This is a genomic window from Pseudooceanicola aquaeponti (assembly GCF_050897975.1).
Taxonomy (GTDB): domain Bacteria; phylum Pseudomonadota; class Alphaproteobacteria; order Rhodobacterales; family Rhodobacteraceae; genus Pseudooceanicola.
On sequence record NZ_JBPAXY010000002.1, the window covers coordinates 588,600 to 609,373 of the forward strand.

The following is a 20,774-nucleotide window of genomic DNA, read 5'->3' on the forward strand; positions in this document are numbered from 1 at the left end:
CGGATCACCCGCCCGCGCCGCCCGTCACCAGCCACAGGATCAGCGTCGCGCTGAGGCCGACCCAGATATAGCCTATCAGGGTAAAGACTCCGTCGCGGGTCAGTAGGCCCACGGCGAAGAAGGAAATCGCCAGGGCGAAGAACGAGGTGACGAAGGGCAGCAGCTCCAGCGCCGGGATCACCAGGCAGATGGCCAGGATCACCAGGATCGTCACCAGGTTCGCCGGGCGCGACACCAGCCCGGTCAGCCGGGTATGGGTGCGCCGGTCGACCCAGGCGCAGGGTTTGCGCAGCCAGCGCAGCGCCTTCAGCAGCTTGTCCTCGCCCACCTCGCGGCGGCGCAACACGCCGGGGATCCAGACATTCGCGCGGCCCATGGCCTTCTGGATGGTGATCAGGAAGATGAAGATCGCCCCGATGGTCGGCAGGCCGAAGATGCCCGACAGGGGCGAGACCAGGATCAGCGCGGGCACCAGGATGATGGGGGCGAAGGCGCGGGTGCCGACCTCGTCCACCACGTCGCCCAGGGACACCCGCCCGTCATGGGGTGCGTTCTTCAGCGCGTCGAGGATATCGGTGAGGCTGCGCAGCCGCTGCGCCTCGCCCTGGGGATCTGTCCCGTCCATCTGTTCAGCCATGCTTGTCATGCCTTCCTAACGCGGGCGGGACGGGAAAGTTCATTGCGCCGCGTCCCCGTCGGCAGGGGATGGCCGGTCATCGGCCCCGGCCTCTTCCTCGCTCAGCAGGGCGGCCAGCCCGGCGCGGTAATCGGGGTAGCGCAGGCGCACCCCCAGCTCGTCCTTGATGCGGTCGTTCCGCACCCGCTTGCTCTCGGCGTAGAAGGAACGGGCCATGGGGGTCAGCTCGGCGGTGGCGAACTCCTCGACCGGGGGCGGGGCGAGGTTCAGCAGAGCGGCCGCGTGGGTGATGACGTCCTGCGGCGGGGCCGGGTCGTCATCGCAGACGTTATAGGCCGCGCCGGGATTGGGCCGCGCGATGGAGGCGGCCAGCACCTGGGCGATATCCTCGACATGGGTGCGGCTGAAGACCTGGCCGGGTTTCACGATCCGCCGGGCGCGGCCCGCGCGCACCTTGGCGAAGGGGCCGCGGCCCGGGCCATAGATGCCCGCCAGGCGGAAGATATGCAGGGGCAGGCCGGGGATGGCGCGCCAGGCGGCCTCGGCCTCGGCCCGCCAGCGTCCGCGCCGGGTCGAGGGGGTCAGGGGCGTCGCCTCGTCCACCCATCCGCCCTGATGGTCACCGTAGACCCCGGTGGTGGACAGATAGCCCACCCAGTCATAGCGCGCGGCATTGCGGCCGATCACCTCGCCATAGTGGCGCAGCACCGGGTCGCCCTCGGCATCGGGCCCGGCGGAGATCAGCAGGTGCGTGGCCCGATCCAGAAGCGGGGTCAGATCCTCGCCCGGCATCAGGTGGGGGGTGACGCCACGGGCGGCGATCGCCTGCGCCTTCTCGGCGCTGCGGGTGGTGCCATGGATCTGCCAGCCGCCCTGGGCGGTCAGCAGGCGGGTCAGGGCGCGGGCCGAATAGCCGTGGCCGAAGGACAAAAGCAGACGGGTCATGGCGAAGAGATGCGGCTTTGACGGCCACGACGCAAGGGGCCTGTCATCCCGGCCCCCGGACGGATGCGGGTTGCAAGGGCGCGCGCCTCCCCGCAGAAAGGGCGGAAAGGAGTTCCCGCATGACCGACCAGATCCTCAGCCCGAAGACCGGCCCGGCACAATCCTTCACCGATGCCGAGAAGGCTGTGGCCCATCTGGCCACCCTTTACGACCAGGCCGCCACCTTTCTGCGCGAGCATTTCCTGACGGCCATGGCCGAGGGGCGCCCGGCGACCCGCATCCGCGCTTATTATCCCGAGGTGCGGCTGACCACGACCAGCTTTGCCCAGATCGACAGCCGCCTCAGCTTTGGCCATGTGCCGATGCCCGGGGTCTATGCGGCGACGATCACCCGCCCCGACCTGTTCCGCAACTACCTGCTGCAACAGATCGGCCAGCTGATCGAGAACTACGAAACCCACGTGGAAATCGGCCCCTCGGATACGCCGATGCCGGTGCATTTCGCCGTCGCCAATGCCGGGATCACCGTGCCGCAGGAAGGCGCGGCCAGTTTCATCCTGCGCGATGTCTTCGACGTGCCGGACCTGACGACGACCAATGACGACATCGTCAACGGCGTCTTCGAACCCGGCCCCGATGGCGCAGGCCCCCTGGCGCCCTTCACCGCGCAGCGCGTCGATTACTCGCTGGCGCGGCTGTCGCATTACACCGCCACCGATGCCGAACACTTCCAGAACCACGTGTTGTTCACCAACTACCAGTTCTACGTCAGCGAGTTCGAGGCCTACGCCCGGCGGATGCTTGCCGATCCGGACAGCGGCTATACCAGCTTCGTGTCGACCGGAAATGTCGAGATCACCGACCCCAAGGCCGAGATTCCGCCCTCGCCAAAGATGCCGCAGATGCCCAGCTATCACCTGAAACGGCCCGGCGGCGGCGGGATCACCCTGGTCAATATCGGCGTCGGGCCGTCCAATGCGAAGACCGCGACCGACCATATCGCGGTGTTGCGACCCCATGCCTGGGTCATGGTCGGCCACTGTGCCGGGCTGCGCAACAGCCAGAACCTGGGCGATTTCGTCCTGGCCCACGCCTATCTGCGCGAGGACAAGGTGCTGGACGACGACCTGCCGGTCTGGGTGCCGATCCCGGCGCTGGCGGAAATCCAGGTCGCCCTGGAAGAGGCGGTCGAGAAAGAGACAAAGCTGGAAGGCTATGATCTTAAACGGATTATGCGGACCGGCACCGTCGCCACCCTGGACAATCGCAACTGGGAACTGCGCGACCAGCGCGGCCCGGTGCAGCGCCTGTCGCAGTCCCGCGCCGTGGCGCTGGACATGGAAAGCGCGACCATCGCCGCCAACGGCTTTCGCTTCCGGGTGCCCTACGGCACCTTGCTGTGCATCTCGGACAAACCCCTGCATGGCGAGCTGAAGCTGCCCGGCATGGCGACGGATTTCTACACCACCCAGGTTGGTCGCCACCTGATGATCGGCATCCGCGCCATGGAGGCGCTGCGCGATATGCCGCTGGAACGGCTGCACAGCCGGAAGTTGCGCAGCTTCGACGAAACTGCCTTCTTGTGAGAAAAACTGCCGCGCAGGTCAAAAGCCGCGCGACCAGCGAAAAAGGCAAGAAAACTTACTCTATTTGTTGTGCCCGGACTCTACATCCGGTTATATGCGGCGCACGAGGCCCAAGACATCGGGCAGTGAATGAGGCCCAGGACATCGGGCACAAGAAGGAGACCTTGAATGGCAAAGCCGATGACGAAGACCCAGCTCGTGGCCGCACTGGCCGAGGAAATGGGCGAAGACAAGAAGACCGCCTCCGCCGCGCTGGACGCCGTGGTTGCTGTCATCACCAAGGAAGTGTCCGAAGGCGGCGCAGTGACCCTGCCGGGCGTCGGCAAGATCTACTGCCGTGAGCGCCCCGAGCGCATGGTGCGCAACCCCGCCACCGGCCAGCAGATCAAGAAAGAAGCCGACAAGGTGGTCAAGATGACCATTGCGAAGGCTCTGAAGGATAGCGTCAACGCCTGATCGGCGGCGACGGTCCAGGGGGATCTGCCCCCGACCCGAGTTACGGAAAGGCTGCCTTCGGGCAGCCTTTTTCATTGGGGCCTGGGGGCGGCGCGGGGCAGGCGGGCATGGCCGGGTCGCGCCGCGCGCATGGCTGACGGGCCGGGCGGGGGTTTCCCGGGCGCCGCGATCCCTCTATCCCCGAAGGCAGCAGTTTACGGGAGGTCATCATGGATTTTCGCGCCATCGGGATGGGAGTCCTGTTCGTTCTGATGTGGTCCAGCGCCTTTACCTCGGCGCGGATCATCGTCGAACACGCGCCGCCAATGATGTCGCTGGCCGCGCGTTTCCTGATCTCGGGGGTGATCGCCATGGGGCTGGCGGCGGCCATGGGCCAAAAACTGCGGCTGACCCGGGGCCAGTGGCGCGCCACGGTGATCTTCGGGGTCTGCCAGAACGCCCTCTACCTGGGCCTGTTCTTCATCGCCATGCAGTGGATCGAGGCGGGTCTGGCCTCGATCATCGCCTCGACCATGCCGCTGATGGTCGGCCTGTTCGGCTGGCTGGCCCTGGGGGAAAAGCTGCGGCCCATGGCCATGGCCGGGCTGGTGCTGGGGGTGATCGGCGCGGGCCTGATCATGGGCACCCGCATTTCGGGCGGCGCCGATCTGGGCGGCGTGGCCCTGTGCATCCTCGGTACCGCGGCCCTCAGCGTGGCGACCCTGTCGGCGCGGGGCGCCTCGTCGGGGGGCAACGTCCTGATGGTGGTGGGCTTGCAGATGATGGTGGGGGCGCTATGCCTGGGCGCGGTATCGCCCTTCCTGGAGGTCTGGGAAGTGCGTTGGGACAGCGCGCTGATCCTGGCCTTCGCCTATACGGTGCTGATCCCCGGGATCGCCGCGACCTTCCTGTGGTTCGTGCTGGTGGCACGGATCGGCGCGGTGAAGGCGGCGACCTTCCATTTCCTCAACCCGTTCTTCGGCGTGCTGGTGGCGGCCGTGGTCCTGGGCGAGAAGATCGGGCCGCTGGACATGGTCGGCGTGGCCATCGTCGCGGCGGGTATCCTGGCGGTGCAGCTGTCGAAACAGGCGCCCGCCCCGGCGTCCGTGCCGGTGACCGAGGCGCCCGGCAAGGGCTGAGGCTCGCGCGGCGCTGTAACAAATCGCCCCCCGGATCTCACGCGAAGTTCGGGTGACAGTGAGCGGCGCGCGCGGACAGGATGCGCCATGGAAATTCTGTTCGCCTATCTCGCCGGTCTGCTGACCCTGATTAATCCCTGCGTTCTGCCGGTGCTGCCCATCGTCCTGGGCAGCGCCCTTCAGGCCAGCCCGCGCGGCCCCCTGGCCCTGGCGGCAGGGATGAGCCTGTCCTTCGTCGGGCTGGGGGTCAGCGTGGCGGGCTTCGGCTATGCCCTCGGCCTGACCGAAGAGGTCGTGGCCCAGGCGGGCGCCGTGCTGATGATCGCCTTCGGCGCCGTGCTGCTGGTGCCGCGTTTCTCGTCTGCCTTCGCCAGCGCCACGGGCGGTCTGGCCGCCGGGGCCGATGCCCGCATCGGGCGGCTCGAGGCCGGGGGCGCGCGGGGGCAGTTTCTGGGCGGGCTTCTGCTGGGCGCGGTCTGGTCGCCCTGCGTCGGCCCGACCCTGGGGGGCGCCATCTCGCTGGCGGCCTCGGGTGAGGGGCTGCTGCGGGCCACGGTGATCATGATCGGGTTCGCCGCCGGGGTCTCGACCCTGATCATCGGGCTGGGCTATGGCGCGCGCGGGCTGCTGGCGCGGCATCGCGGGGCGATGCAGGCCCTGGCCAATGTGGCGCGCCCCCTGCTGGGCGGCTTGTTCATCCTGGTCGGAACGGCGATCCTGTTCCGGCTGCATCATCTGGCCGAGGCCTGGGCGCTGTCCGTCCTGCCGCCCTGGCTTCTGGACCTGTCGGTCGCGTTCTGAGGAAAGGTAACCTTATGAAAAGACGTCATTTCATCTCTGCCGGGGCGGCGCTGTTGACCCTGCCGCTGGCCCCCTCGGCCCTGCTGGCGCAGGCGGTTCCGGCGCCCATCGAATACAAGCCCGGCCTGCTGACCGAGCATCTGCGGGCGGGCGAGACGGTCTTTCTGGATTTCAAGGCCGACTGGTGCACCACCTGCGCCGCGCAAAGCCGGGTGATGGACAAGCTGAAGGCGGAAAACCCCGCCTATCTGGAGAATGTCACCTTCATGAAGATCGACTGGGACACCTACGGTCGCTCGCAGATGGCCGGGCGGATGCGCATCCCGCGCCGCTCTACCCTGGTGGTGCTGAAGGGCGATGACGAGCTGGGCCGCCTGGTGGCCGATACCCGCGAAGAGAAGATCCGCGCCCTGATGGACACCGCCCTGGCCGCCGCCACGGCGGGCTGACCCCTGGGGCCGCCGCCCATCGGATGTGCCGGATCTGCCCCGGGCCGGGCGTCGTGACCGCAGCCTCTAGGGGCGCAGCGTGGCGATGGCGGCGGTGCTTTCGGCGCCGCGCAGCTCGCCCTGGGGGCGCAGCAGGGCGTCGCGCCCCGGTGGCGGGGCGCCGAACCAGCCGGAACTGAGGCCCACCAGACCGGCCAGCAGCGCGACCCCGGCCAGACCCATCCCCAGGGGGCGGTCGCCCTCGGGGGCCAGGTCGTCGAAAAACCCATGGGCGGCCAGGCGCGCGGTTTCGGCGCGCCTGGCCTGCGGGCCGGAACGGGTCTCTGCGGACATTGGCGATCTCCTCTTCCTGTTCTCAGGCGCCCCGCGTCCTCGGCCAAGGCGCGGCGGGGGGCTTTCCCCCGATGCTGGTCAGGAAGTGTTAAGATTGCGCAAACTTCGGCCCGGGGCCGGTCAGGCCAGCAGCGCCAGCAGGCTGGTCAGGGTGATGAATGCCGCGGCGGTCGAGATCGTCACTGTCAGCGCCGCCGCCCCCTCGTGGCCTGATCCCTGCGCCAGGATCGGGAAGATCCCGAAGACCGGCATCGCCGTGGCCAGGATCAGCGCATGGGGCAGGTCGCCCGGCGGCAGCGGCAGGGCCAGCAGGGTGAAGACCGACAGCCACAGGAAGGCGATGGTGGGATGCAACAGCAGCTTGCAGGCCGCGATCGCCCCGGCCAGGCCCAGGTTGCCCTTCATCGGCAGCCCGACCAGCGACCCGCCGATGAAGAACAGCGCCACCGGCGAGGCGGCGCGCGACAGCAGGTCCAGCGCCCGATCCAGCCCGGTGGGCAGCGGCAGGGCGAAGACCGAGAACACCGTGCCCAGGATTATCGCGATGATGAAGGGGCGTTTGAGCACCGACAGGGCCACCTGGCCGATCTGGCGCAGCGCCGAGGTGCCCTCGGCGCGCGGGTTCACCGCCTCGATCAGGGTCAGGCCGAAGGGTTGCAGCAGGAAGTTTTCCACCAGCAGGCACATGGCCAGGATCGAAGGCGCCTGTTCGGGATAGACCATCTGCATGATCGGGAAGGCCAGGAAGGCCGAGTTCGGCGTGGCCGCCCCCAGCACCCCGATGGCGCGCCGCCCGGGGCCGACGCCGCGCAGGCGCAGGGCCGTCCACATCAGCGCCTGGGTGGTGAAGGCCGCCAGCACCAGCAGCCCCATGAAGGCCGGGTCGACCAGCGACGAGAAGCTGCGCGTGGCGGTGGCATGGAACAGCAGGGCGGGCAGGGCGATCAGGATGACGAACTTGCCCAGCACCGCCATGTCGCGCGCGGCAAAGACCTTCAGCGAGGTCAGAAGGTAGCCCAGCCCGATCAGGGCGAAGATCGGGAAGGTAATGGAGAGAATCGCCAGCATGTCGTCTTTCGTGCCTGTTCGTCCCCTCCCGTGCCGTTGCTATAGCTGCGGGCCGATCCGACCGCCAGCCTCGCCGACCTGGCCGCGATGCAGCAGCAGGTGATCCAGCAGGACACAGGCCATCATCGCCTCGCCCACGGGCACCGCGCGGATGCCGACGCAGGGGTCGTGGCGACCCTTGGTGATGATGTCGGTCTGCTCGCCCGTCTTGGTGATCGTCTGGCGGGTCTTCAGGATCGACGAGGTGGGTTTGACCGCGAAGCGCACCACGATCTCTTGCCCCGTCGAGATGCCCCCCAGGATGCCGCCGGCGTGGTTCGAGCTGTAGACCGGCTGGCCATCGTTGCCGAGGAAGATCTCATCGGCGTTTTCCTCGCCGGTGAGGCAGGCGGCGTTCATGCCCTCGCCGATCTCGACGCCCTTGACGGCGTTGATCGACATCATCGCGGCGGTCAGGTCGGTGTCCAGCTTGCCGTAGATCGGCGCGCCGAGGCCTGCGGGCACGCCGCGGGCCACGATCTCGCAGATGGCGCCGACCGAATTGCCCGACTTGCGCAGCCCGTCCAGGTAGTCGGCCCAAAGGGTGGCGGCCTCGGCGTCGGGGCACCAGAAGGGGTTCTGCTCGATCTGCTCGGGGTCGAAATTGGCCCGGTCGATGCCATGGGGGCCAACCTGGGTCATGTAGCCCTTGATCTCGACCTGGGGTGCCAGGGCGCCCAGGGCGGCGCGGGCCAGGCCGCCAGCCGCCACGCGGGCCGCGGTTTCCCGGGCCGAGCTGCGGCCACCGCCGCGATAGTCGCGGATGCCGTATTTCTGGAAATAGGTGATGTCGGCATGGCCGGGGCGGAACTTCTCGGCGATCTCGCCGTAATCCTTCGACCGCTGGTCGGTGTTGCGGATCATCAGCTGCACCGGCGTGCCGGTGGTCTTGCCCTCGAAGGTGCCCGACAGGATCTCGACCTGGTCCGGCTCGCGTCGCTGGGTGGTGTATTTCGACTGGCCGGGCTTGCGGCGGTCCAGCCAGAATTGCAGCAGCTCGGGGTCGACGTCGATCCCCGGGGGCACGCCATCGACGGTGGCGCCCAGGCCCGGCCCGTGGCTTTCGCCCCAGGTGGTGACGCGGAACAGGTGGCCGAAAGTGTTCAGGGACATGGGGCTTCTCCGGGGCTGGTTGTGCCTCGGTTACCCGATCCCGTGCCCCCGTGCAATTGCGCGCCGGGGCCACGCGTCCCGTGGTGGCGGCCCTCTCCACCCCCGACGACAGCCCCCGCTTGCGGCCCGTCGCGCGGGGGGCTAGGGTCGGCCTTACCTCGGGGTGCCAGGCCATGTGCCGGGCTGAGATGCGTCCTGCGAACCCGTTGAACCTGATCCGGTTAATACCGGCGGAGGGATGGTCAGACAGCCAAGGCACGCGCGGGTCGCGCGCCCCGGTGTCGCTGAACAAACTCCGCCCGTAGCAGAAAGGAGGATGCGATGAAGCATCTTGCACTTGCCACGGGTTGTCTTCTGGCCACGCAAGCCGTGGCAGAGACCCCCGTTCTGAACGTCTACACCTATGAAAGCTTCACCTCCGAGTGGGGCCCGGGTCCGCAGATCGAGAGCGGCTTCGAGGCGCAATGCGGCTGCGATGTCGTCTTCACCGGCATCGGCGACGGCGCCGCGCTTTTGTCGCGGGTGCGGCTGGAGGGCGACCGTTCCGAGGCTGACGTGGTGGTGGGGCTGGATACCGCCCTGATGGCCCGGGCGCGGGAAACGGGGCTGTTCGCGCCCACCCAGGCCAGCGCCGCCTATGACCTGCCGATCCCCTGGGAGGATCCCGATTTCGTGCCCTTCGACTGGGGCTATTTCGCCTTTGTCGGCAATGCCGGGGACGCCCATCCCGCCAATTTCGAGGCGCTGGCGGCCTCGGACCTGTCGGTGGTGATCCAGGACCCACGCAGCTCGACCCCCGGGCTGGGGCTGCTGATGTGGGTGAAGGCCGCCTATGGCGACCGCGCGGGCGAGATCTGGGAAGGGCTGGCGGACAATATCCTGACCGTGACGCCCGGCTGGTCCGAGGCCTATGGCCTGTTCCTCGATGGCGAGGCGGATCTGGTCCTCAGCTACACCACCTCGCCCGCCTATCACATCATCGCCGAAGGGGATGACAGCAAGGTCGCGCTGCCCTTCGACGAGGGCCACTACATGCAGGTCGAGATCGCGGGCCGTCTGGCCGCCTCGGACCAGCCCGAGCTGGCCGAGGCCTTCCTTCAGTACCTGCTGGGGGCCGAGGCCCAGGGGGTGCTGCCGGAAACCAACTGGATGTACCCCGCCGTGCTGCCCGAGGGCGGTCTGGCCGAGGGCTTCCACCAGGTGGTGACCCCTGACAAGGCGCTGCTGCTGCCCGCGACCGAGGCCGAGGCCCTGCGCGAGGAGGCCCTGGCGGAATGGCGCGCGGCGCTGGCACGCTAGGCCGCAGCGCGGGCATCGCCGGGGCCGCCCTGGTCCTGGTGATGCTGCTGCTGCCGCTTTGGGCGATCCTGCGCGCGGCGGGCGGCGGGGTGCGCCCCGGCCCCGACGATCTGTCGGCGCTGTGGTTCACCCTGGAACAGGCCAGCCTGTCGGCCCTGCTGTCGGTGGCGCTGGCGGTGCCGGTGGCCCGGGCGCTGGCGCGGCGGCGCTTCGCCGGGCGGCGGCTCTTCATCACCCTGACCGGGGCGCCTTTCCTGCTGCCGGTGGCGGTGGCGGTGATGGGGCTGCTGGCAGTCTTCGGTGCGCGCGGCTGGCTGAACGCGGCGGCGGGCACCGTCGGGCTTGGCCCCTGGCGCATCTACGGGCTGCATGGGGTGGTGCTGGCCCATGTTTTCTTCAACATGCCGCTGGCGGTGCGCATCCTGTTGCAGGGCTGGCAGGCGATCCCGGCGGAACGGTTCCGCCTGGCGGCCAGCCTGGGCCTGCCGCCGGGCCAGGTCTTCCGCCTGCTGGAATGGCCCATGCTGCGCCAGGCGGTGCCCGGGGCGCTGGCGGCGATCTTTGCGATCTGCCTCGGCAGTTTCTCGGTGGCGCTGATCCTGGGCGGCGGGCCGTCCGCCACCACGCTGGAGCTGGCGATCTATCAGGCCTTCCTCTTTGACTTCGACCTGGGCCGCGCCGCCGTGCTGGCGCTGATGCAGGCGGGCCTTGTGGCCGGGGCCGCCGCCCTGTCGCTGTGGCTGACGCGGATGGACGGGTCGGGCAGCGGGCTGGACCGCGCGGGCCAGCGGCGCGATGCGCCGGGGGGCTGGCGGCGGGGGCTGGATGCGGTCTGGCTGGCGCTGGCGGGCCTCTTCGTGGTGCTGCCGCTGGTGGCGCTGGTGCTGAAGGGGCTGCCGGGGCTGGCAGATCTGCCGGCGCGGACCTGGCCCGCCGTGGGCAACTCGCTGGCGGTGTCGCTGGGCTGCGCGGGCCTGACCGTCACCCTGGCTTCGGCCCTGGCAGCGCCCATGGCCCGCTGGGCCGAGGGGGCAGGGCTGATGCCGCTGGCCCTGTCCTCGCTGGTGCTGGGCACGGGGGTCTTCCTGATCCTGAACCCCTATATGCCGCCCGCCCGTGCCGCCCTGCCGGTGACGCTGCTGGTCAACGTGCTGATGGCGCTGCCCTTCTGCCTGCGGGTCATCGCCCCCGCCTGGGCCCGGGCCGAGGCCGATCACGGCCGCCTGGCCGATCAGCTGGGCCTGCGGGGGCGGGCGCGGCTGCGCTGGCTGATCCTGCCGCGCATCCGCGGCCCCCTGGGCTTTGCCGCCGGGATCGCCGCCGCCCTGTCGATGGGCGATCTGGGTGTCATCACCCTGTTCGGCAGTACCGAGCGCGAGACGCTGCCCCTGCTGATGTACCGCCTGATGGGCGCCTACCGGACCGAGGCCGCCTGGGGCGCGGCGCTGGTCCTGCTGGTCCTGTCCTTCGGGGTCTTTGCCATGTTCGACCGGATGGGAGGGCGCGATGCCTGAAACGCGCGGATTGCAGCTGCGCAAGCTGGAGCTGATGCAGGGCGACTTTCACCTGTCAGCCGATTTCACCCTGGAGGCAGGGGCGCGGGTCGCGGTGCTGGGACCCTCGGGGGCGGGCAAGTCCACCCTGCTGGGCGCCATCGCCGGGTTCCTCGATCCGGTGGCGGGGCAGATCCTGTGGGATGGGGCGCGTATCGACCGGCTGGCCCCGGGGGCGCGGCCCCTGGGGATGCTGTTTCAGGACGGCAACCTGTTTCCGCATCTGGATCTGGCGCGCAACCTCGCCCTGGGGATCTCGCCCCGGGGGCGGGTCGATGCGGCGGGGCGGGCGCGGATCGACCGCGCGCTGGACCGGGTGGGGCTGACGGGCCTGGCCGCGCGCCGCCCGGCCGAGCTGTCGGGCGGCCAGCAAAGCCGCGCCGCCCTGGCCCGGGTGCTGGTGCAGGCGCGCCCGCTGCTGTTGCTGGACGAACCCTTTGCCGCGCTTGGCCCGGCGCTGCGGGCCGAGATGCTGGACCTGCTGGCCGAGCTGTTGGACGAGACCGGCGCCACCCTGCTGATGGTCAGCCACGACCCCGGCGATGCGGCGCGGATCGCCGGGCAGATCGTGCTGGTGGACGAGGGCCGGGCGGCGCCGCCCGCGCCCACGGGGCCGCTTCTGGCCGACCCGCCGCCGGGGCTGCGCCGCTATCTGGGCGAGGGCTAGGCCCAGGCCCCTTGCAATTGATTGACCATTCGGTCCGGCGCGCCCTATCACGGGGGCATGAGCTGGATCGGACAGGAAATCGGCACCCCTCGTGCCTGGGGCCCGGACGGGGCGACCGCAGACCACCCCTGCGCCCCCGAGGCGCGGATCCTGGTGGGGGCCCCCGGCGTGCCGGGCGACAACCTGCCGGGCAAGCTGATGCCCGAGCAGATGCAGCAGGCCCCCGACGGGATCCACCTGCCGCCCTTGGGTGCCCTCAGCGCGGGCCAGCGCCTGCGCCTGCTGGGGTTTCAGACCCTGAACCCCCATTGGGACGGGCTGGCGGTGCTGCCGGGGGTGCGGGAGACCCTCTGGGTCACCCTGTCGGCGGGCGAGGCGATCCACCTGCGCGCCAGCGCCACGCCGCGCCTGGCCAAGGCCCTGGGCTGCGCCGAAGAGAAACCGCAAGGGCTTGATGAGGCCATGGCGCGGGCCGATGCGCTGCCCTTCGAGCTGGCCGAGGCCGCCCCGGCCCAGGCCCTTGGCCTGCTCTTGGGCGCCGAGATGGCCGCCGCCAAAAGCCTCTGGCTGGGCCAGCAGGCGGTTCTGGTGGGCCAGGTGCCCCTGTCGCGCGCCTATCTGGCCGCGCTTCAGGGCCTTTACGTGCCGGTGACCGAAACCGCCGAGGACGCCCTTCTGCGCGAGGGATTCCGCGCGCTGGCGCGGAAATTTCTGCCCGCCGCCTGAGCGATTGCGCCACGCGGTGCCCTCCGGTGGGGGAGGCCTGCCGTCTGTCCGCAGGGGATGGCACAAAATTTGACCATTTGGTCTATTTTCCCATGCGCCAGAGTCGGGAGCCGCTTGCGCGGCAGCAGCGCCCGTGGAAAGGTCCGCGCGAGATCAGGAGAGCCGCCATGCAGATCAGCCAGGAGGGGGTGCGCGCCGACGCGGCGCAGCTGCCCCAGACCGTAGACACCCACGCCCTGCCCCGAAATCCGGGGATGGAGCTGGACATGGATTGGGTGATGTCGGCCCGTGCCAATCGCTCGGCCATCGAACGCCGCGCGGCCACGCTGCCGGGGCGGCGGTCGGTCAAGAAGGACTATCAGGCGGCCTGGCTGGCCCGCGCCATCAGCTGTATCGACCTGACCACCCTGGCGGGGGACGACACCGAGGGCCGCGTGCGGCGCCTCTGCGCCAAGGCCCGCCAGCCGGTGCGCGCCGACCTGCTGGAGGCGCTCGGCCTGCCCGGTCTGACCACCGGCGCTGTCTGCGTCTATCACGACATGGTGGCCACGGCGCATGACGCGCTGGCGGGTTCGGGCATCCCGGTTGCCGCCGTCTCCACCGGCTTCCCCGCAGGCCTTTCGCCCTTCCACCTGCGCGTCGCCGAGATCGGCGAAAGCGTGAAAGCCGGGGCCGAGGAGATCGACATCGTCATCACCCGCCGCCACGTGCTGCAAGGCAACTGGCAGGCGCTGTATGATGAGATGAAGGCCTTCCGCGCCGCCTGCGGCGAGGCCCATGTGAAGGCGATCCTGGCCACCGGCGAGCTGGGCACTCTGCAAAACGTCGCCCGCGCCAGCCTGGTCTGCATGATGGCGGGCGCCGATTTCATCAAGACCTCGACCGGCAAGGAAAGCGTCAACGCCACGCTGCCCGTCAGCCTGGTGATGATCCGCGCCATCCGCGACTACCATCAGCGCACCGGGATCCACGTCGGCTACAAACCCGCCGGGGGGATCAGCAAGGCCAAGGACGCGCTGGTCTACCTGTCGCTGATCAAGGAAGAGCTGGGCGACCGCTGGCTGCGGCCCGACCTGTTCCGTTTCGGGGCCTCTTCGCTGCTTGGCGATATCGAGCGGCAGTTGGAACATCACGTGACCGGCGCCTATTCGGCCGCCTGGCGCCACGCCGCAAGCTGAGGGCTGGGATATGAAACTTTCGATCCAAACAGAGTGGAGGGTGCTATGGCGGTGAAAACTGATCTGCAGGACTGGGTTTTTGACGCAGTGAAACAGCTCGACGGTGAGGCATCGGTGGCTGAAGTTGCGAAAGTAATCTGGGAAAAGCATGAAGCGGATCTGAGAAGCTCTGGAGATCTTTTCTACACTTGGCAGTACGACATGCGTTGGGCGGCAGAGTGGTTGAGAAAACAAAACCGCTTGAAACTGTCCGGCAGAAAATGGGCTTTGGCATGAGCATCAAGAGTATCTTCGAGACCATGGACTATGGCCCCGCCCCCGAAGCCGCCGGTGATGCGCTGGCCTGGATCGTCGATCAAGGCAGCCGGTTCGGCGCCTTCATCAATGGCGATTTCACCGCCCCCGGCGACACCTTCGAAACCTTCAACCCCGCCACCGGCGAGGTACTGGCCGAGGTGACCCAGGCGAGCGCCGCCGATGTGGACGCCGCCGTGGCCGCGGCGCGCAAGGCGCAGGATGGCTGGGAGAAGCTGGGCGGCAAGGGCCGTGCGCGGCACCTCTACGCCCTGGCACGACTGGTGCAGAAACACGCCCGCCTCTTCGCCGTGCTGGAAAGCCTCGACTCGGGCAAACCCATCCGCGAGGCGCGCGACATCGACGTGCCCCTGGTGGCGCGGCATTTCTACTATCACGCGGGCATGGCCCAGCTGATGGAGGCGGAACTGCCGGGCCGCGCCGCCATGGGCGTCTGCGGCCAGGTGGTGCCCTGGAACTTCCCCCTGCTGATGCTGGCCTGGAAGATTGCGCCCGCCCTGGCCATGGGCAACACAGTGGTTCTGAAACCCGCCGAATGGACCTCGCTGACAGCCCTTCTGTTTGCCGACATCTGCCGTCAGGCCGGTCTGCCCAAGGGCGTGGTCAATATCGTCACCGGCGATGGGGCCGTGGGGGCCGCGCTGGTCGCCCATGAAGGGGTCGACAAGGTGGCCTTCACCGGCTCCACCGAGGTGGGCCGCAAGATCCGCGAAGTCACCGCAGGCCAGGCCAAGGGCCTGACGCTGGAGCTGGGCGGCAAGTCGCCCTTCATCGTCTTCGAGGATGCGGATCTGGATTCGGCTGTCGAGGGGCTGGTGGATGCCATCTGGTTCAACGGCGGGCAGGTTTGCTGCGCGGGCTCGCGCCTGCTGGTGCAGGAGGGCGTGGCCGAGCGGTTCCATGAGAAGCTGAAGCTGCGGATGCAGGCGTTGCGCGTCGGCAATCCGCTGGACAAATGCATCGACGTCGGCGCCATCGTCCACCCCGAGCAGCTGGCCCGCATCAAGGGGCTGGTCGCCGGATCGGGCGGCGTGGTGACGCAAGGCACGGCGCCCGAGGGCTGCTACTACCCGCCGACGCTGATCGAGGGGCTGGAGCCCGCCGATCCGCTGATGCAGGAAGAGATCTTCGGCCCCGTCCTCGTCTCCACCACCTTCCGCACGCCGTCGGAGGCGGTGCAGCTGGCCAACAACACCCGTTACGGGCTGGCGGCCTCGGTCTGGTCGGAAAACGTCAACGTGGCGCTGGACGTGGCGCCCAAGCTGGTGGCGGGGGTCGTCTGGATCAACGGAACCAACATGTTCGACGCCGCCGCCGGGTTCGGCGGGGTGCGCGAAAGCGGCTTTGGCCGCGAGGGCGGCTGGGAAGGGCTTCAGGCCTACACCAAGCCCACGGGCAAGCGGAAGGCGCTGAAGGCTGCCACCCCGGTGGTCGGCGAACCCGAACTGCCCGAGGGGCTGGACCGCACCGCGAAGTTCTATATCGGCGGCAAGCAGGCGCGGCCCGATGGCGGCTATGTGCGCCATGTCTACGGCAAGGGCGGCAAGGCCCTGGGCCAGGTGGGCATCGCCAACCGCAAGGATCTGCGCAACGCGGTCGAGGCGGCGCGCGGCGCCGGGGGCTGGGCGGGGGCCACGGCGCATAACCGCGCCCAGGTCCTCTACTACATCGCCGAGAACCTGGAGGCCCGGGCGGAGGAGTTCGCCGCGCGTATCGACGCGGTCACCGGCAAGGGTGGCAAGGCCGAGGTCGAGGCCGCGGTCAGCCGCTTGTTCAGCTATGGCGCCTGGGCCGACAAGTTCGGCGGCGACCTACGGCAGGTGCCGATGCGGGGCATGGCCCTTGCGGTGCGCGAACCCGTGGGGGTGATCGGCGCCTTCTGCCCGGATGAGGCGCCCCTGCTGGGCCTGATCTCGGTCCTGGCGCCCGCCATCGCCATGGGCAACCGCGTGGTGCTGGTGGCGGGCGAGGCCGCGCCGCTGACCGCCACCGACTTCTACCAGGTGCTGGACACCTCGGACGTGCCGGGCGGTGTGGTCAACATCCTGACCGGGTCGCACGCCGAACTGGCGCCCACCATGGCGCAGCATTTCGACATCGACGCGGTCTGGAGCTTCTCTGCCTCGGAAATCAGCGCGCAAATCGAGGCGGGCAGCGCCGCCAGCCTGAAACGCACCTGGGTCAACAACGGCCTGGCCACCGACTGGGAGACCGCCGAGGGCCGCGCCTTCCTGGAACAGGCCACCGAGGTAAAGACGGTCTGGGTGCCCTACGGCGCGTGATTTGATCTGAAAGACTTCTGGGCGCCGTTCAGGCGGCGCCCCGACCCGATCTAAAGACTGGGTGCCGCCTAGGCGGCGCCCAGATGCCGCAGCAGGATCGAGCCGCCCAGGCCGATCAGTGCAGCCCCTCCGAACATTTCCGCGATCCGCCCGAAACGGCGGCCCAGCAGGCGCCCGGCCAGCAGGCCCGAGGTGCTCAGCGTCATGGTGGTCACCCCGATGGCCAGGGCGATCCACAGGATGTTCACCTGAAGAAAGGCCAGCGACACGCCAACGGCCATGGCGTCGATCGAGGTGCCGATGGCCGTCAGCAGCGTGCGCCACAGGGTCGAGGGCGCGGGGGCGGCCCCGGTGTCGCGCGACAGGGCCTGGAACAGCATATGCAGGCCCACGGCGGTGAGCAGGGCAAAGGCGATCCAGTGATCCACCGCTTCGACATAGCGGTTGGCGGCAACGCCTGCGCCCCAGCCGATCAGCGGGGTGATCGCCTCGACCGCGCCGAAGATGGCACCGGTGCGCAGCGCTTGGCCGAGGCCCGCGCGGCTTTGCGCGGCGCCCTTGCCCAGGCAGGCAACGAAGGCGTCAACGGACATGGAAACGGCAAGGATGCCGATGGTGATCGGAGTCATGAGATCAGACTTTCGCGCGGACGGGGAGAGTGCCGGACAGGCCGGCGGCACCACGATCCCGCCCTTTCGGATCGCCGCGCCACGGTCTCGCAAGCCCCGCACTGGGCCGGTCACGCCACGCGGATGAGCCGCGAGAATGTTGACGCGCCGCGCGCCGGGCCGGGCCCGGCGGTTGCTACTCCCCGTGGGGCGTCAGATGGGGGTGCAGGCCGGGAAAGTCAAACAAAAACATGTGGTTAAAAATGCGTCTCATTTGCAGGTAGACGTATCAGCCCACCGTCACCGACCAGCCGAACCGCGTCGCCTCGCCCGGGGCGAGGGTCTGCGACAGGGGGCGTTCGGCGATCTCGGGGCCGGCGCCCTGGCGGGCGGCCATGCCGTGCCAGGGCTCAACACAGACGAAGGGCGCGCCGCCGGGTTTCGACCAGATCCCCAGGGCCGGGCAGTTGTCGAAGGTGAAGGCCAGGCGTGGCGCCCCGGGGGCGGAATAGCTCAGGCCCGGGCCCGCCCCTTCGGGAAAGATCATCGCATCGGCCTCGAACAGATCGGGTGCCAGGGTAAGCCGCCCGGCGCGGAAGGGCGAGGGCAGCGTCTGGGGTGCCAGCAAACCCGCGCCATCGAGCCGCGCCAGGGCGGGTTCGGCGCCATTGTCCAGCTGGATCTCGGCGGGGCCGGTGGCGCCGGGCAGGGGCCAGGCGAAGGCGGGGTGGAACCCCAGGCCGAAGGGCAGGGGGGCATCGCCGGTATTGGCCACCTCGACCGTGACCGACAGGGTGGCCCCCGCCAGCGCATGGGTCTGGCTGAGGCGGAAGGCCCGGGGGGAGACCGCGCGGGTCTCGGCACTGTCGCTGAGCATGTGGGTACAGGCGCTTTCGCAGCGCCGCGCCAGGATCCAGTCGGCGCGGCGGGCAAAGCCGTGTTGCTTCATCGGGGCCAGCGCCCCGTCCACCGCGATCTGGTCCTCCGGCGCGCGGCCGACGATGGGAAAGAGCAGCGGCGCGCGCCCCGACCAATAGGCCGGATCGCCCTGCCACAGAAGTTCGGCGCCCTCATGGCACAGGCTTTGCAGTTCCGCGCCCCGCGCGGCCACACGGGCGGTCAGCGTCCCGGAGGTAAGGGAGATGTCGGCGGCCATGGCGGCGGTCCTGTCCGTTCGGTCAAATCTGCGCCAAGGGGTAGGCCCTGGGGCGGCGGGCCGCAATGACAGGGCCGCCCCGGCAGGGCCCCTGGCGGGCCGGGCGGCGCGGCTTTGGGCGGTGACCGGAACAAGGCGCCTAGATCTCCATCTCGACCAGCGGGGTGACCTCGACCTCGCCGCCGCCCGCGACCATCGGATTGTCGGCGGTCAGGGCGCAGGCCTCTTCCAGGGTGGCGCAGTCGAGGATGGAATAGCCCATGATCGGCGGGTTGTTCCCGCCCTCACGCGCGCCCGCGGCGGTCACGGTCCAGCTTTTGCCGACAGGATTGCCCGGATCGACAAGCTTGGGGCCCAGTCGCTCGATCCAGGCGCCCCAGGCGGCCATGGCCTCGGTGGCGGCCTCTGGTGTCTGCGGAACCTGGGATGTCTCGGCCTTGTAGATCAGCAGGTAGCGGGGCATGGCGTCCTCCCTTGCGATGCGCAGGCAAAGGGGACGCGGTTTGCGCGATTCGGGCAAGGTCGCGGGCCGGGCCCCGCCGAAGAGGCGGGGCGGCGCCGGGATCAGAGGGCAGGATCAGAGGGCGACGAACTCTTCGCGCGAATAGCCTTGCAGGTACAGCAGCGCGGTCAGGTCGCCGTGGTTTACCCGCAGCTGGCATTGCGCCGCGACCGAGGGTTTGGCGTGCAGCGCCACGCCCGCGCCCGCGCGGGTCAGCATCCCCAGGTCGTTGGCGCCATCGCCCACGGCCAGCACCTCGGCCTCGGTGAGGCCCAGACGGGCGGTGATCTCGACCAGCGCCTCGACCTTGGCCTCGCGGCCCAGGATCGGGCGGGCGACCTCACCCGACAGGGTGTCGCCCGTCGTCAGCAGGGTGTTGGCGCGGTTCTCGTCAAAGCCCAGTTTGGCCGCCACCTGGGCGGTGAACATGGTGAAACCGCCCGAAACCAGCGCGCAATAGGCGCCAGCGGCCTTCATCGTGGCCAGCAGCTCGGGGCCTCCGGGCATCAGGGTAATCCGCGTCGCCAGCACCTGGTCGACGACCGAGACCGGCAGGCCCTTCAGCAGGCCCACCCGTTCGGTCAGCGCGCCTTCGAAATCCAGCTCGCCGTTCATGGCGCGGGCGGTGATGTCCTTGACCCGGGCGCCCACGCCTGCCTCGTCGGCCAGCTCGTCGATGCATTCCTGCTGGATCATGGTCGAATCCATATCCGCCAGCAGCATCTTCTTGCGCCGCCCTGCGGTCGCTTGCAGGCACAGGTCGACGCCCTGCTGTTGCAGCTCGGCCCAGGTTTCTTCGAAATTGGCGGGGGCGGTGTCGACGGGAAACTCGACCGCCTCGCCATCGGCCAGCACACGGATCTCGCCGCCGCCCCAGGCATTGCGCAGGGCGGTGACCAGGGCGGTTTCCAGGCTGGGCGAGCTGGGGGCGGTCAGCAGGGTGACGGTGAACATGGGCGGGCCTCCTTGGGGTCCCCGCCGCTATAGGACAGGCGGCGGGGCGAAGGCCAGCGGTTCGCGCGCCTCAGCCGCCGTCGGGGATCGGCGGCAGGCTGCGCAGGTAGAGGATGAGGGCCGCCACGTCGTCCTCGGTCATATTGGCATAGTGCCGATAGGACATCGGCGGAGACATCGCCGAGCCGTCGGGGCGAATCCCTTGGGTGATCATCGTCGCGATCTCGGCATCGCTATAGCCCGCCAGTCCGTCCTCATGGCTGGTCAGGTTGGCCGCGACCGAGACGCCCCAGGGCCCTTCCCAGGCATGTCCGCCGCCGCCCAGATGCCCCGCAAGATCGGGCATTCCGTCCTTCAACGAATGGCATTCCAGGCAATGGGCCACCGGCCCGGCCAGATAGGCGCCGTAGGCGACGCTGACCTCGGGCAGGACATCCGCCACGCTGTCGATGGGCGGGCCATAGGCCGGGGGCAGGGGGAAGGGATAGGTCGAGGCCTTGAACTCGGTCTCTACCGCCGGGACGGTGCGCAGGTAGGTGACCATGGCGGTGACGTCGCTGTCGGACAGCTGGCGGTAGAGTGGGATCGGCATCGGCGGGCCGATGACCGAGCCGTCGGGGCGGATGCCCTCGCGGATGGCACGGACCAGTTCGGCGTCGGTCCAGCTGGCGATGCGGGAACCGGGGGTGATGTTGGGCACCTCTGCGGTGAAGGCCGGTTCGACCAGGGTGCGCCCGGCCAGGGGCGCGGCGCCGGGCATGGGCGCGGTATGGCAAGAGCCGCAGGCGGCGGGCCCTTCGACAAGATAGGCGCCGCGGTCCAGCGGGGTTTCGGCCGCAAGGCCGGTTGCGGAAAGGGCCAGGGCCCCGGCGAGGGTGGATAGGCTTTGGCTGGGCATACGCATGGATGGGCTTCCTCCGATACCTGTCGAGCGTGTCTGCGGTGGCTGCGCGCTATTGACGCAGGGTCAGCTTATCACGCGTGGCGAA

22 protein-coding genes and 1 riboswitch are annotated in these 20,774 nt (G+C 69.4%); of the genes, 12 read left to right on the plus strand and 10 right to left on the minus strand.

The window, feature by feature from the left end; translation table 11 throughout:
• Positions 1 to 4: 4 nt before the first annotated feature.
• Together ACRARE_RS06405 and ACRARE_RS06410 are read right to left on the minus strand one after the other, a co-directional pair.
• Positions 5 to 637 (minus strand): exopolysaccharide biosynthesis protein, encoded by a 633-nt coding sequence (locus ACRARE_RS06405; protein WP_432655577.1) that lies wholly within the window; start codon positions 635 to 637, stop codon positions 5 to 7.
• Between the two features lie 39 nt (positions 638 to 676).
• A complete protein-coding gene (locus ACRARE_RS06410) occupies positions 677 to 1,582 on the minus strand; it encodes an SDR family oxidoreductase (RefSeq protein ID WP_432655578.1) in 906 nt (301 codons plus the stop codon).
• Between the two features lie 119 nt (positions 1,583 to 1,701).
• On the opposite strand from ACRARE_RS06410, the gene ACRARE_RS06415 reads away from it, so the two are divergent.
• From ACRARE_RS06415 to ACRARE_RS06435, 5 genes are all read left to right on the plus strand, one after another.
• Positions 1,702 to 3,168, plus strand: a complete 1,467-nt coding sequence (locus ACRARE_RS06415) for an AMP nucleosidase (protein WP_432655579.1) — start codon at positions 1,702 to 1,704, stop codon at positions 3,166 to 3,168.
• A 168-nt stretch (positions 3,169 to 3,336) separates the two neighbouring features.
• A complete protein-coding gene (locus ACRARE_RS06420) occupies positions 3,337 to 3,624 on the plus strand; it encodes an HU family DNA-binding protein (protein ID WP_010141693.1) in 288 nt (95 codons plus the stop codon).
• Between the two features lie 209 nt (positions 3,625 to 3,833).
• The gene (locus ACRARE_RS06425; protein ID WP_432655580.1) at positions 3,834 to 4,742 is read left to right on the plus strand and encodes a DMT family transporter; all 909 of its coding nucleotides are present in this window, start codon (positions 3,834 to 3,836) and stop codon (positions 4,740 to 4,742) included.
• An 87-nt stretch (positions 4,743 to 4,829) separates the two neighbouring features.
• The gene (locus ACRARE_RS06430; RefSeq protein WP_432655581.1) at positions 4,830 to 5,543 is read left to right on the plus strand and encodes a cytochrome c biogenesis CcdA family protein; all 714 of its coding nucleotides are present in this window, start codon (positions 4,830 to 4,832) and stop codon (positions 5,541 to 5,543) included.
• Positions 5,544 to 5,557: 14 nt separating this feature from the next.
• Entirely contained in the window at positions 5,558 to 5,992 is a 435-nt protein-coding gene (locus ACRARE_RS06435) for a thioredoxin family protein (protein WP_432655582.1), read from the plus strand.
• A gap of 66 nt (positions 5,993 to 6,058) precedes the next feature.
• Here the strand turns inward: ACRARE_RS06435 and ACRARE_RS06440 are convergent, their stop codons facing one another.
• The 3 genes from ACRARE_RS06440 to aroC all read right to left on the minus strand — a co-directional run bounded on the left by ACRARE_RS06440 (position 6,059) and on the right by aroC (position 8,545).
• On the minus strand, positions 6,059 to 6,325 hold the full coding sequence (locus tag ACRARE_RS06440) for a hypothetical protein (protein ID WP_432655583.1): 267 nt from the start codon (positions 6,323 to 6,325) through the stop codon (positions 6,059 to 6,061).
• A 120-nt stretch (positions 6,326 to 6,445) separates the two neighbouring features.
• Positions 6,446 to 7,393, minus strand: a complete 948-nt coding sequence (locus tag ACRARE_RS06445; protein ID WP_432655584.1) for an AEC family transporter — start codon at positions 7,391 to 7,393, stop codon at positions 6,446 to 6,448.
• A 39-nt stretch (positions 7,394 to 7,432) separates the two neighbouring features.
• On the minus strand, positions 7,433 to 8,545 hold the full coding sequence (gene aroC / locus ACRARE_RS06450; protein WP_432655585.1) for a chorismate synthase: 1,113 nt from the start codon (positions 8,543 to 8,545) through the stop codon (positions 7,433 to 7,435).
• A gap of 149 nt (positions 8,546 to 8,694) precedes the next feature.
• Positions 8,695 to 8,801: riboswitch (TPP riboswitch) on the plus strand.
• Between the two features lie 65 nt (positions 8,802 to 8,866).
• Between aroC and thiB the strand changes: the two genes are divergently transcribed.
• The 7 genes from thiB to ACRARE_RS06485 all read left to right on the plus strand — a co-directional run bounded on the left by thiB (position 8,867) and on the right by ACRARE_RS06485 (position 16,565).
• Positions 8,867 to 9,844 (plus strand): thiamine ABC transporter substrate binding subunit, encoded by a 978-nt coding sequence (thiB, locus tag ACRARE_RS06455; protein ID WP_432655586.1) that lies wholly within the window; start codon positions 8,867 to 8,869, stop codon positions 9,842 to 9,844.
• Positions 9,820 to 11,358 carry an ABC transporter permease family protein gene (locus ACRARE_RS06460; protein WP_432655587.1) on the plus strand — a complete coding sequence of 513 codons (1,539 nt, stop codon included), beginning with the start codon at positions 9,820 to 9,822 and terminating at the stop codon, positions 11,356 to 11,358. The genes thiB and ACRARE_RS06460 overlap by 25 nt, the downstream gene beginning before the upstream one ends.
• On the plus strand, positions 11,351 to 12,064 hold the full coding sequence (locus ACRARE_RS06465) for a thiamine ABC transporter ATP-binding protein (RefSeq protein ID WP_432655588.1): 714 nt from the start codon (positions 11,351 to 11,353) through the stop codon (positions 12,062 to 12,064). The genes ACRARE_RS06460 and ACRARE_RS06465 overlap by 8 nt, the downstream gene beginning before the upstream one ends.
• A 57-nt stretch (positions 12,065 to 12,121) precedes the next feature.
• A complete protein-coding gene (locus ACRARE_RS06470; RefSeq protein ID WP_432655589.1) occupies positions 12,122 to 12,790 on the plus strand; it encodes a 2-dehydro-3-deoxygalactonokinase in 669 nt (222 codons plus the stop codon).
• A 167-nt stretch (positions 12,791 to 12,957) separates the two neighbouring features.
• Entirely contained in the window at positions 12,958 to 13,968 is a 1,011-nt protein-coding gene (gene deoC, locus ACRARE_RS06475; protein WP_432655590.1) for a deoxyribose-phosphate aldolase, read from the plus strand.
• Positions 13,969 to 14,013: 45 nt separating this feature from the next.
• A complete protein-coding gene (locus ACRARE_RS06480; RefSeq protein WP_432655591.1) occupies positions 14,014 to 14,244 on the plus strand; it encodes a hypothetical protein in 231 nt (76 codons plus the stop codon).
• Positions 14,241 to 16,565, plus strand: a complete 2,325-nt coding sequence (locus tag ACRARE_RS06485; protein ID WP_432655592.1) for an aldehyde dehydrogenase family protein — start codon at positions 14,241 to 14,243, stop codon at positions 16,563 to 16,565. Before ACRARE_RS06480 ends, ACRARE_RS06485 begins: the two co-directional genes overlap by 4 nt.
• Positions 16,566 to 16,633: 68 nt before the next feature.
• Here the strand turns inward: ACRARE_RS06485 and ACRARE_RS06490 are convergent, their stop codons facing one another.
• The 5 genes from ACRARE_RS06490 to ACRARE_RS06510 form a co-directional block, all read right to left on the minus strand.
• Positions 16,634 to 17,194, minus strand: a complete 561-nt coding sequence (locus tag ACRARE_RS06490) for a manganese efflux pump MntP (protein WP_432655593.1) — start codon at positions 17,192 to 17,194, stop codon at positions 16,634 to 16,636.
• 268 nt (positions 17,195 to 17,462) lie between these two features.
• Complete coding sequence (locus tag ACRARE_RS06495) at positions 17,463 to 18,329, minus strand: aldose 1-epimerase family protein (RefSeq protein WP_432655594.1); 867 nt, start codon at positions 18,327 to 18,329, stop codon at positions 17,463 to 17,465.
• 139 nt (positions 18,330 to 18,468) lie between these two features.
• Positions 18,469 to 18,792: a YciI family protein gene (locus ACRARE_RS06500; protein WP_432655595.1), complete on the minus strand. Its 324-nt coding sequence runs from the start codon at positions 18,790 to 18,792 to the stop codon at positions 18,469 to 18,471.
• Between the two features lie 114 nt (positions 18,793 to 18,906).
• The gene (gene serB, locus ACRARE_RS06505) at positions 18,907 to 19,785 is read right to left on the minus strand and encodes a phosphoserine phosphatase SerB (RefSeq protein WP_432655596.1); all 879 of its coding nucleotides are present in this window, start codon (positions 19,783 to 19,785) and stop codon (positions 18,907 to 18,909) included.
• Between the two features lie 70 nt (positions 19,786 to 19,855).
• Positions 19,856 to 20,689, minus strand: coding sequence for a c-type cytochrome (locus tag ACRARE_RS06510; protein ID WP_432655597.1), 834 nt, complete (start codon positions 20,687 to 20,689; stop codon positions 19,856 to 19,858).
• Positions 20,690 to 20,774 lie beyond the last annotated feature (85 nt).

Coding starts and splice junctions, on each gene's coding strand:
- ACRARE_RS06405 (WP_432655577.1), bottom strand. CDS start 637: ATGGCTGAACAGATGGACGGGACAGATCCCCAGGGCGAGGCGCAGCGG.
- ACRARE_RS06410 (WP_432655578.1), bottom strand. CDS start 1,582: ATGACCCGTCTGCTTTTGTCCTTCGGCCACGGCTATTCGGCCCGCGCC.
- ACRARE_RS06415 (WP_432655579.1), top strand. CDS start 1,702: ATGACCGACCAGATCCTCAGCCCGAAGACCGGCCCGGCACAATCCTTC.
- ACRARE_RS06420 (WP_010141693.1), top strand. CDS start 3,337: ATGGCAAAGCCGATGACGAAGACCCAGCTCGTGGCCGCACTGGCCGAG.
- ACRARE_RS06425 (WP_432655580.1), top strand. CDS start 3,834: ATGGATTTTCGCGCCATCGGGATGGGAGTCCTGTTCGTTCTGATGTGG.
- ACRARE_RS06430 (WP_432655581.1), top strand. CDS start 4,830: ATGGAAATTCTGTTCGCCTATCTCGCCGGTCTGCTGACCCTGATTAAT.
- ACRARE_RS06435 (WP_432655582.1), top strand. CDS start 5,558: ATGAAAAGACGTCATTTCATCTCTGCCGGGGCGGCGCTGTTGACCCTG.
- ACRARE_RS06440 (WP_432655583.1), bottom strand. CDS start 6,325: ATGTCCGCAGAGACCCGTTCCGGCCCGCAGGCCAGGCGCGCCGAAACC.
- ACRARE_RS06445 (WP_432655584.1), bottom strand. CDS start 7,393: ATGCTGGCGATTCTCTCCATTACCTTCCCGATCTTCGCCCTGATCGGG.
- aroC (WP_432655585.1), bottom strand. CDS start 8,545: ATGTCCCTGAACACTTTCGGCCACCTGTTCCGCGTCACCACCTGGGGC.
- thiB (WP_432655586.1), top strand. CDS start 8,867: ATGAAGCATCTTGCACTTGCCACGGGTTGTCTTCTGGCCACGCAAGCC.
- ACRARE_RS06460 (WP_432655587.1), top strand. CDS start 9,820: ATGGCGCGCGGCGCTGGCACGCTAGGCCGCAGCGCGGGCATCGCCGGG.
- ACRARE_RS06465 (WP_432655588.1), top strand. CDS start 11,351: ATGCCTGAAACGCGCGGATTGCAGCTGCGCAAGCTGGAGCTGATGCAG.
- ACRARE_RS06470 (WP_432655589.1), top strand. CDS start 12,122: ATGAGCTGGATCGGACAGGAAATCGGCACCCCTCGTGCCTGGGGCCCG.
- deoC (WP_432655590.1), top strand. CDS start 12,958: ATGCAGATCAGCCAGGAGGGGGTGCGCGCCGACGCGGCGCAGCTGCCC.
- ACRARE_RS06480 (WP_432655591.1), top strand. CDS start 14,014: ATGGCGGTGAAAACTGATCTGCAGGACTGGGTTTTTGACGCAGTGAAA.
- ACRARE_RS06485 (WP_432655592.1), top strand. CDS start 14,241: ATGAGCATCAAGAGTATCTTCGAGACCATGGACTATGGCCCCGCCCCC.
- ACRARE_RS06490 (WP_432655593.1), bottom strand. CDS start 17,194: ATGACTCCGATCACCATCGGCATCCTTGCCGTTTCCATGTCCGTTGAC.
- ACRARE_RS06495 (WP_432655594.1), bottom strand. CDS start 18,329: ATGGCCGCCGACATCTCCCTTACCTCCGGGACGCTGACCGCCCGTGTG.
- ACRARE_RS06500 (WP_432655595.1), bottom strand. CDS start 18,792: ATGCCCCGCTACCTGCTGATCTACAAGGCCGAGACATCCCAGGTTCCG.
- serB (WP_432655596.1), bottom strand. CDS start 19,785: ATGTTCACCGTCACCCTGCTGACCGCCCCCAGCTCGCCCAGCCTGGAA.
- ACRARE_RS06510 (WP_432655597.1), bottom strand. CDS start 20,689: ATGCGTATGCCCAGCCAAAGCCTATCCACCCTCGCCGGGGCCCTGGCC.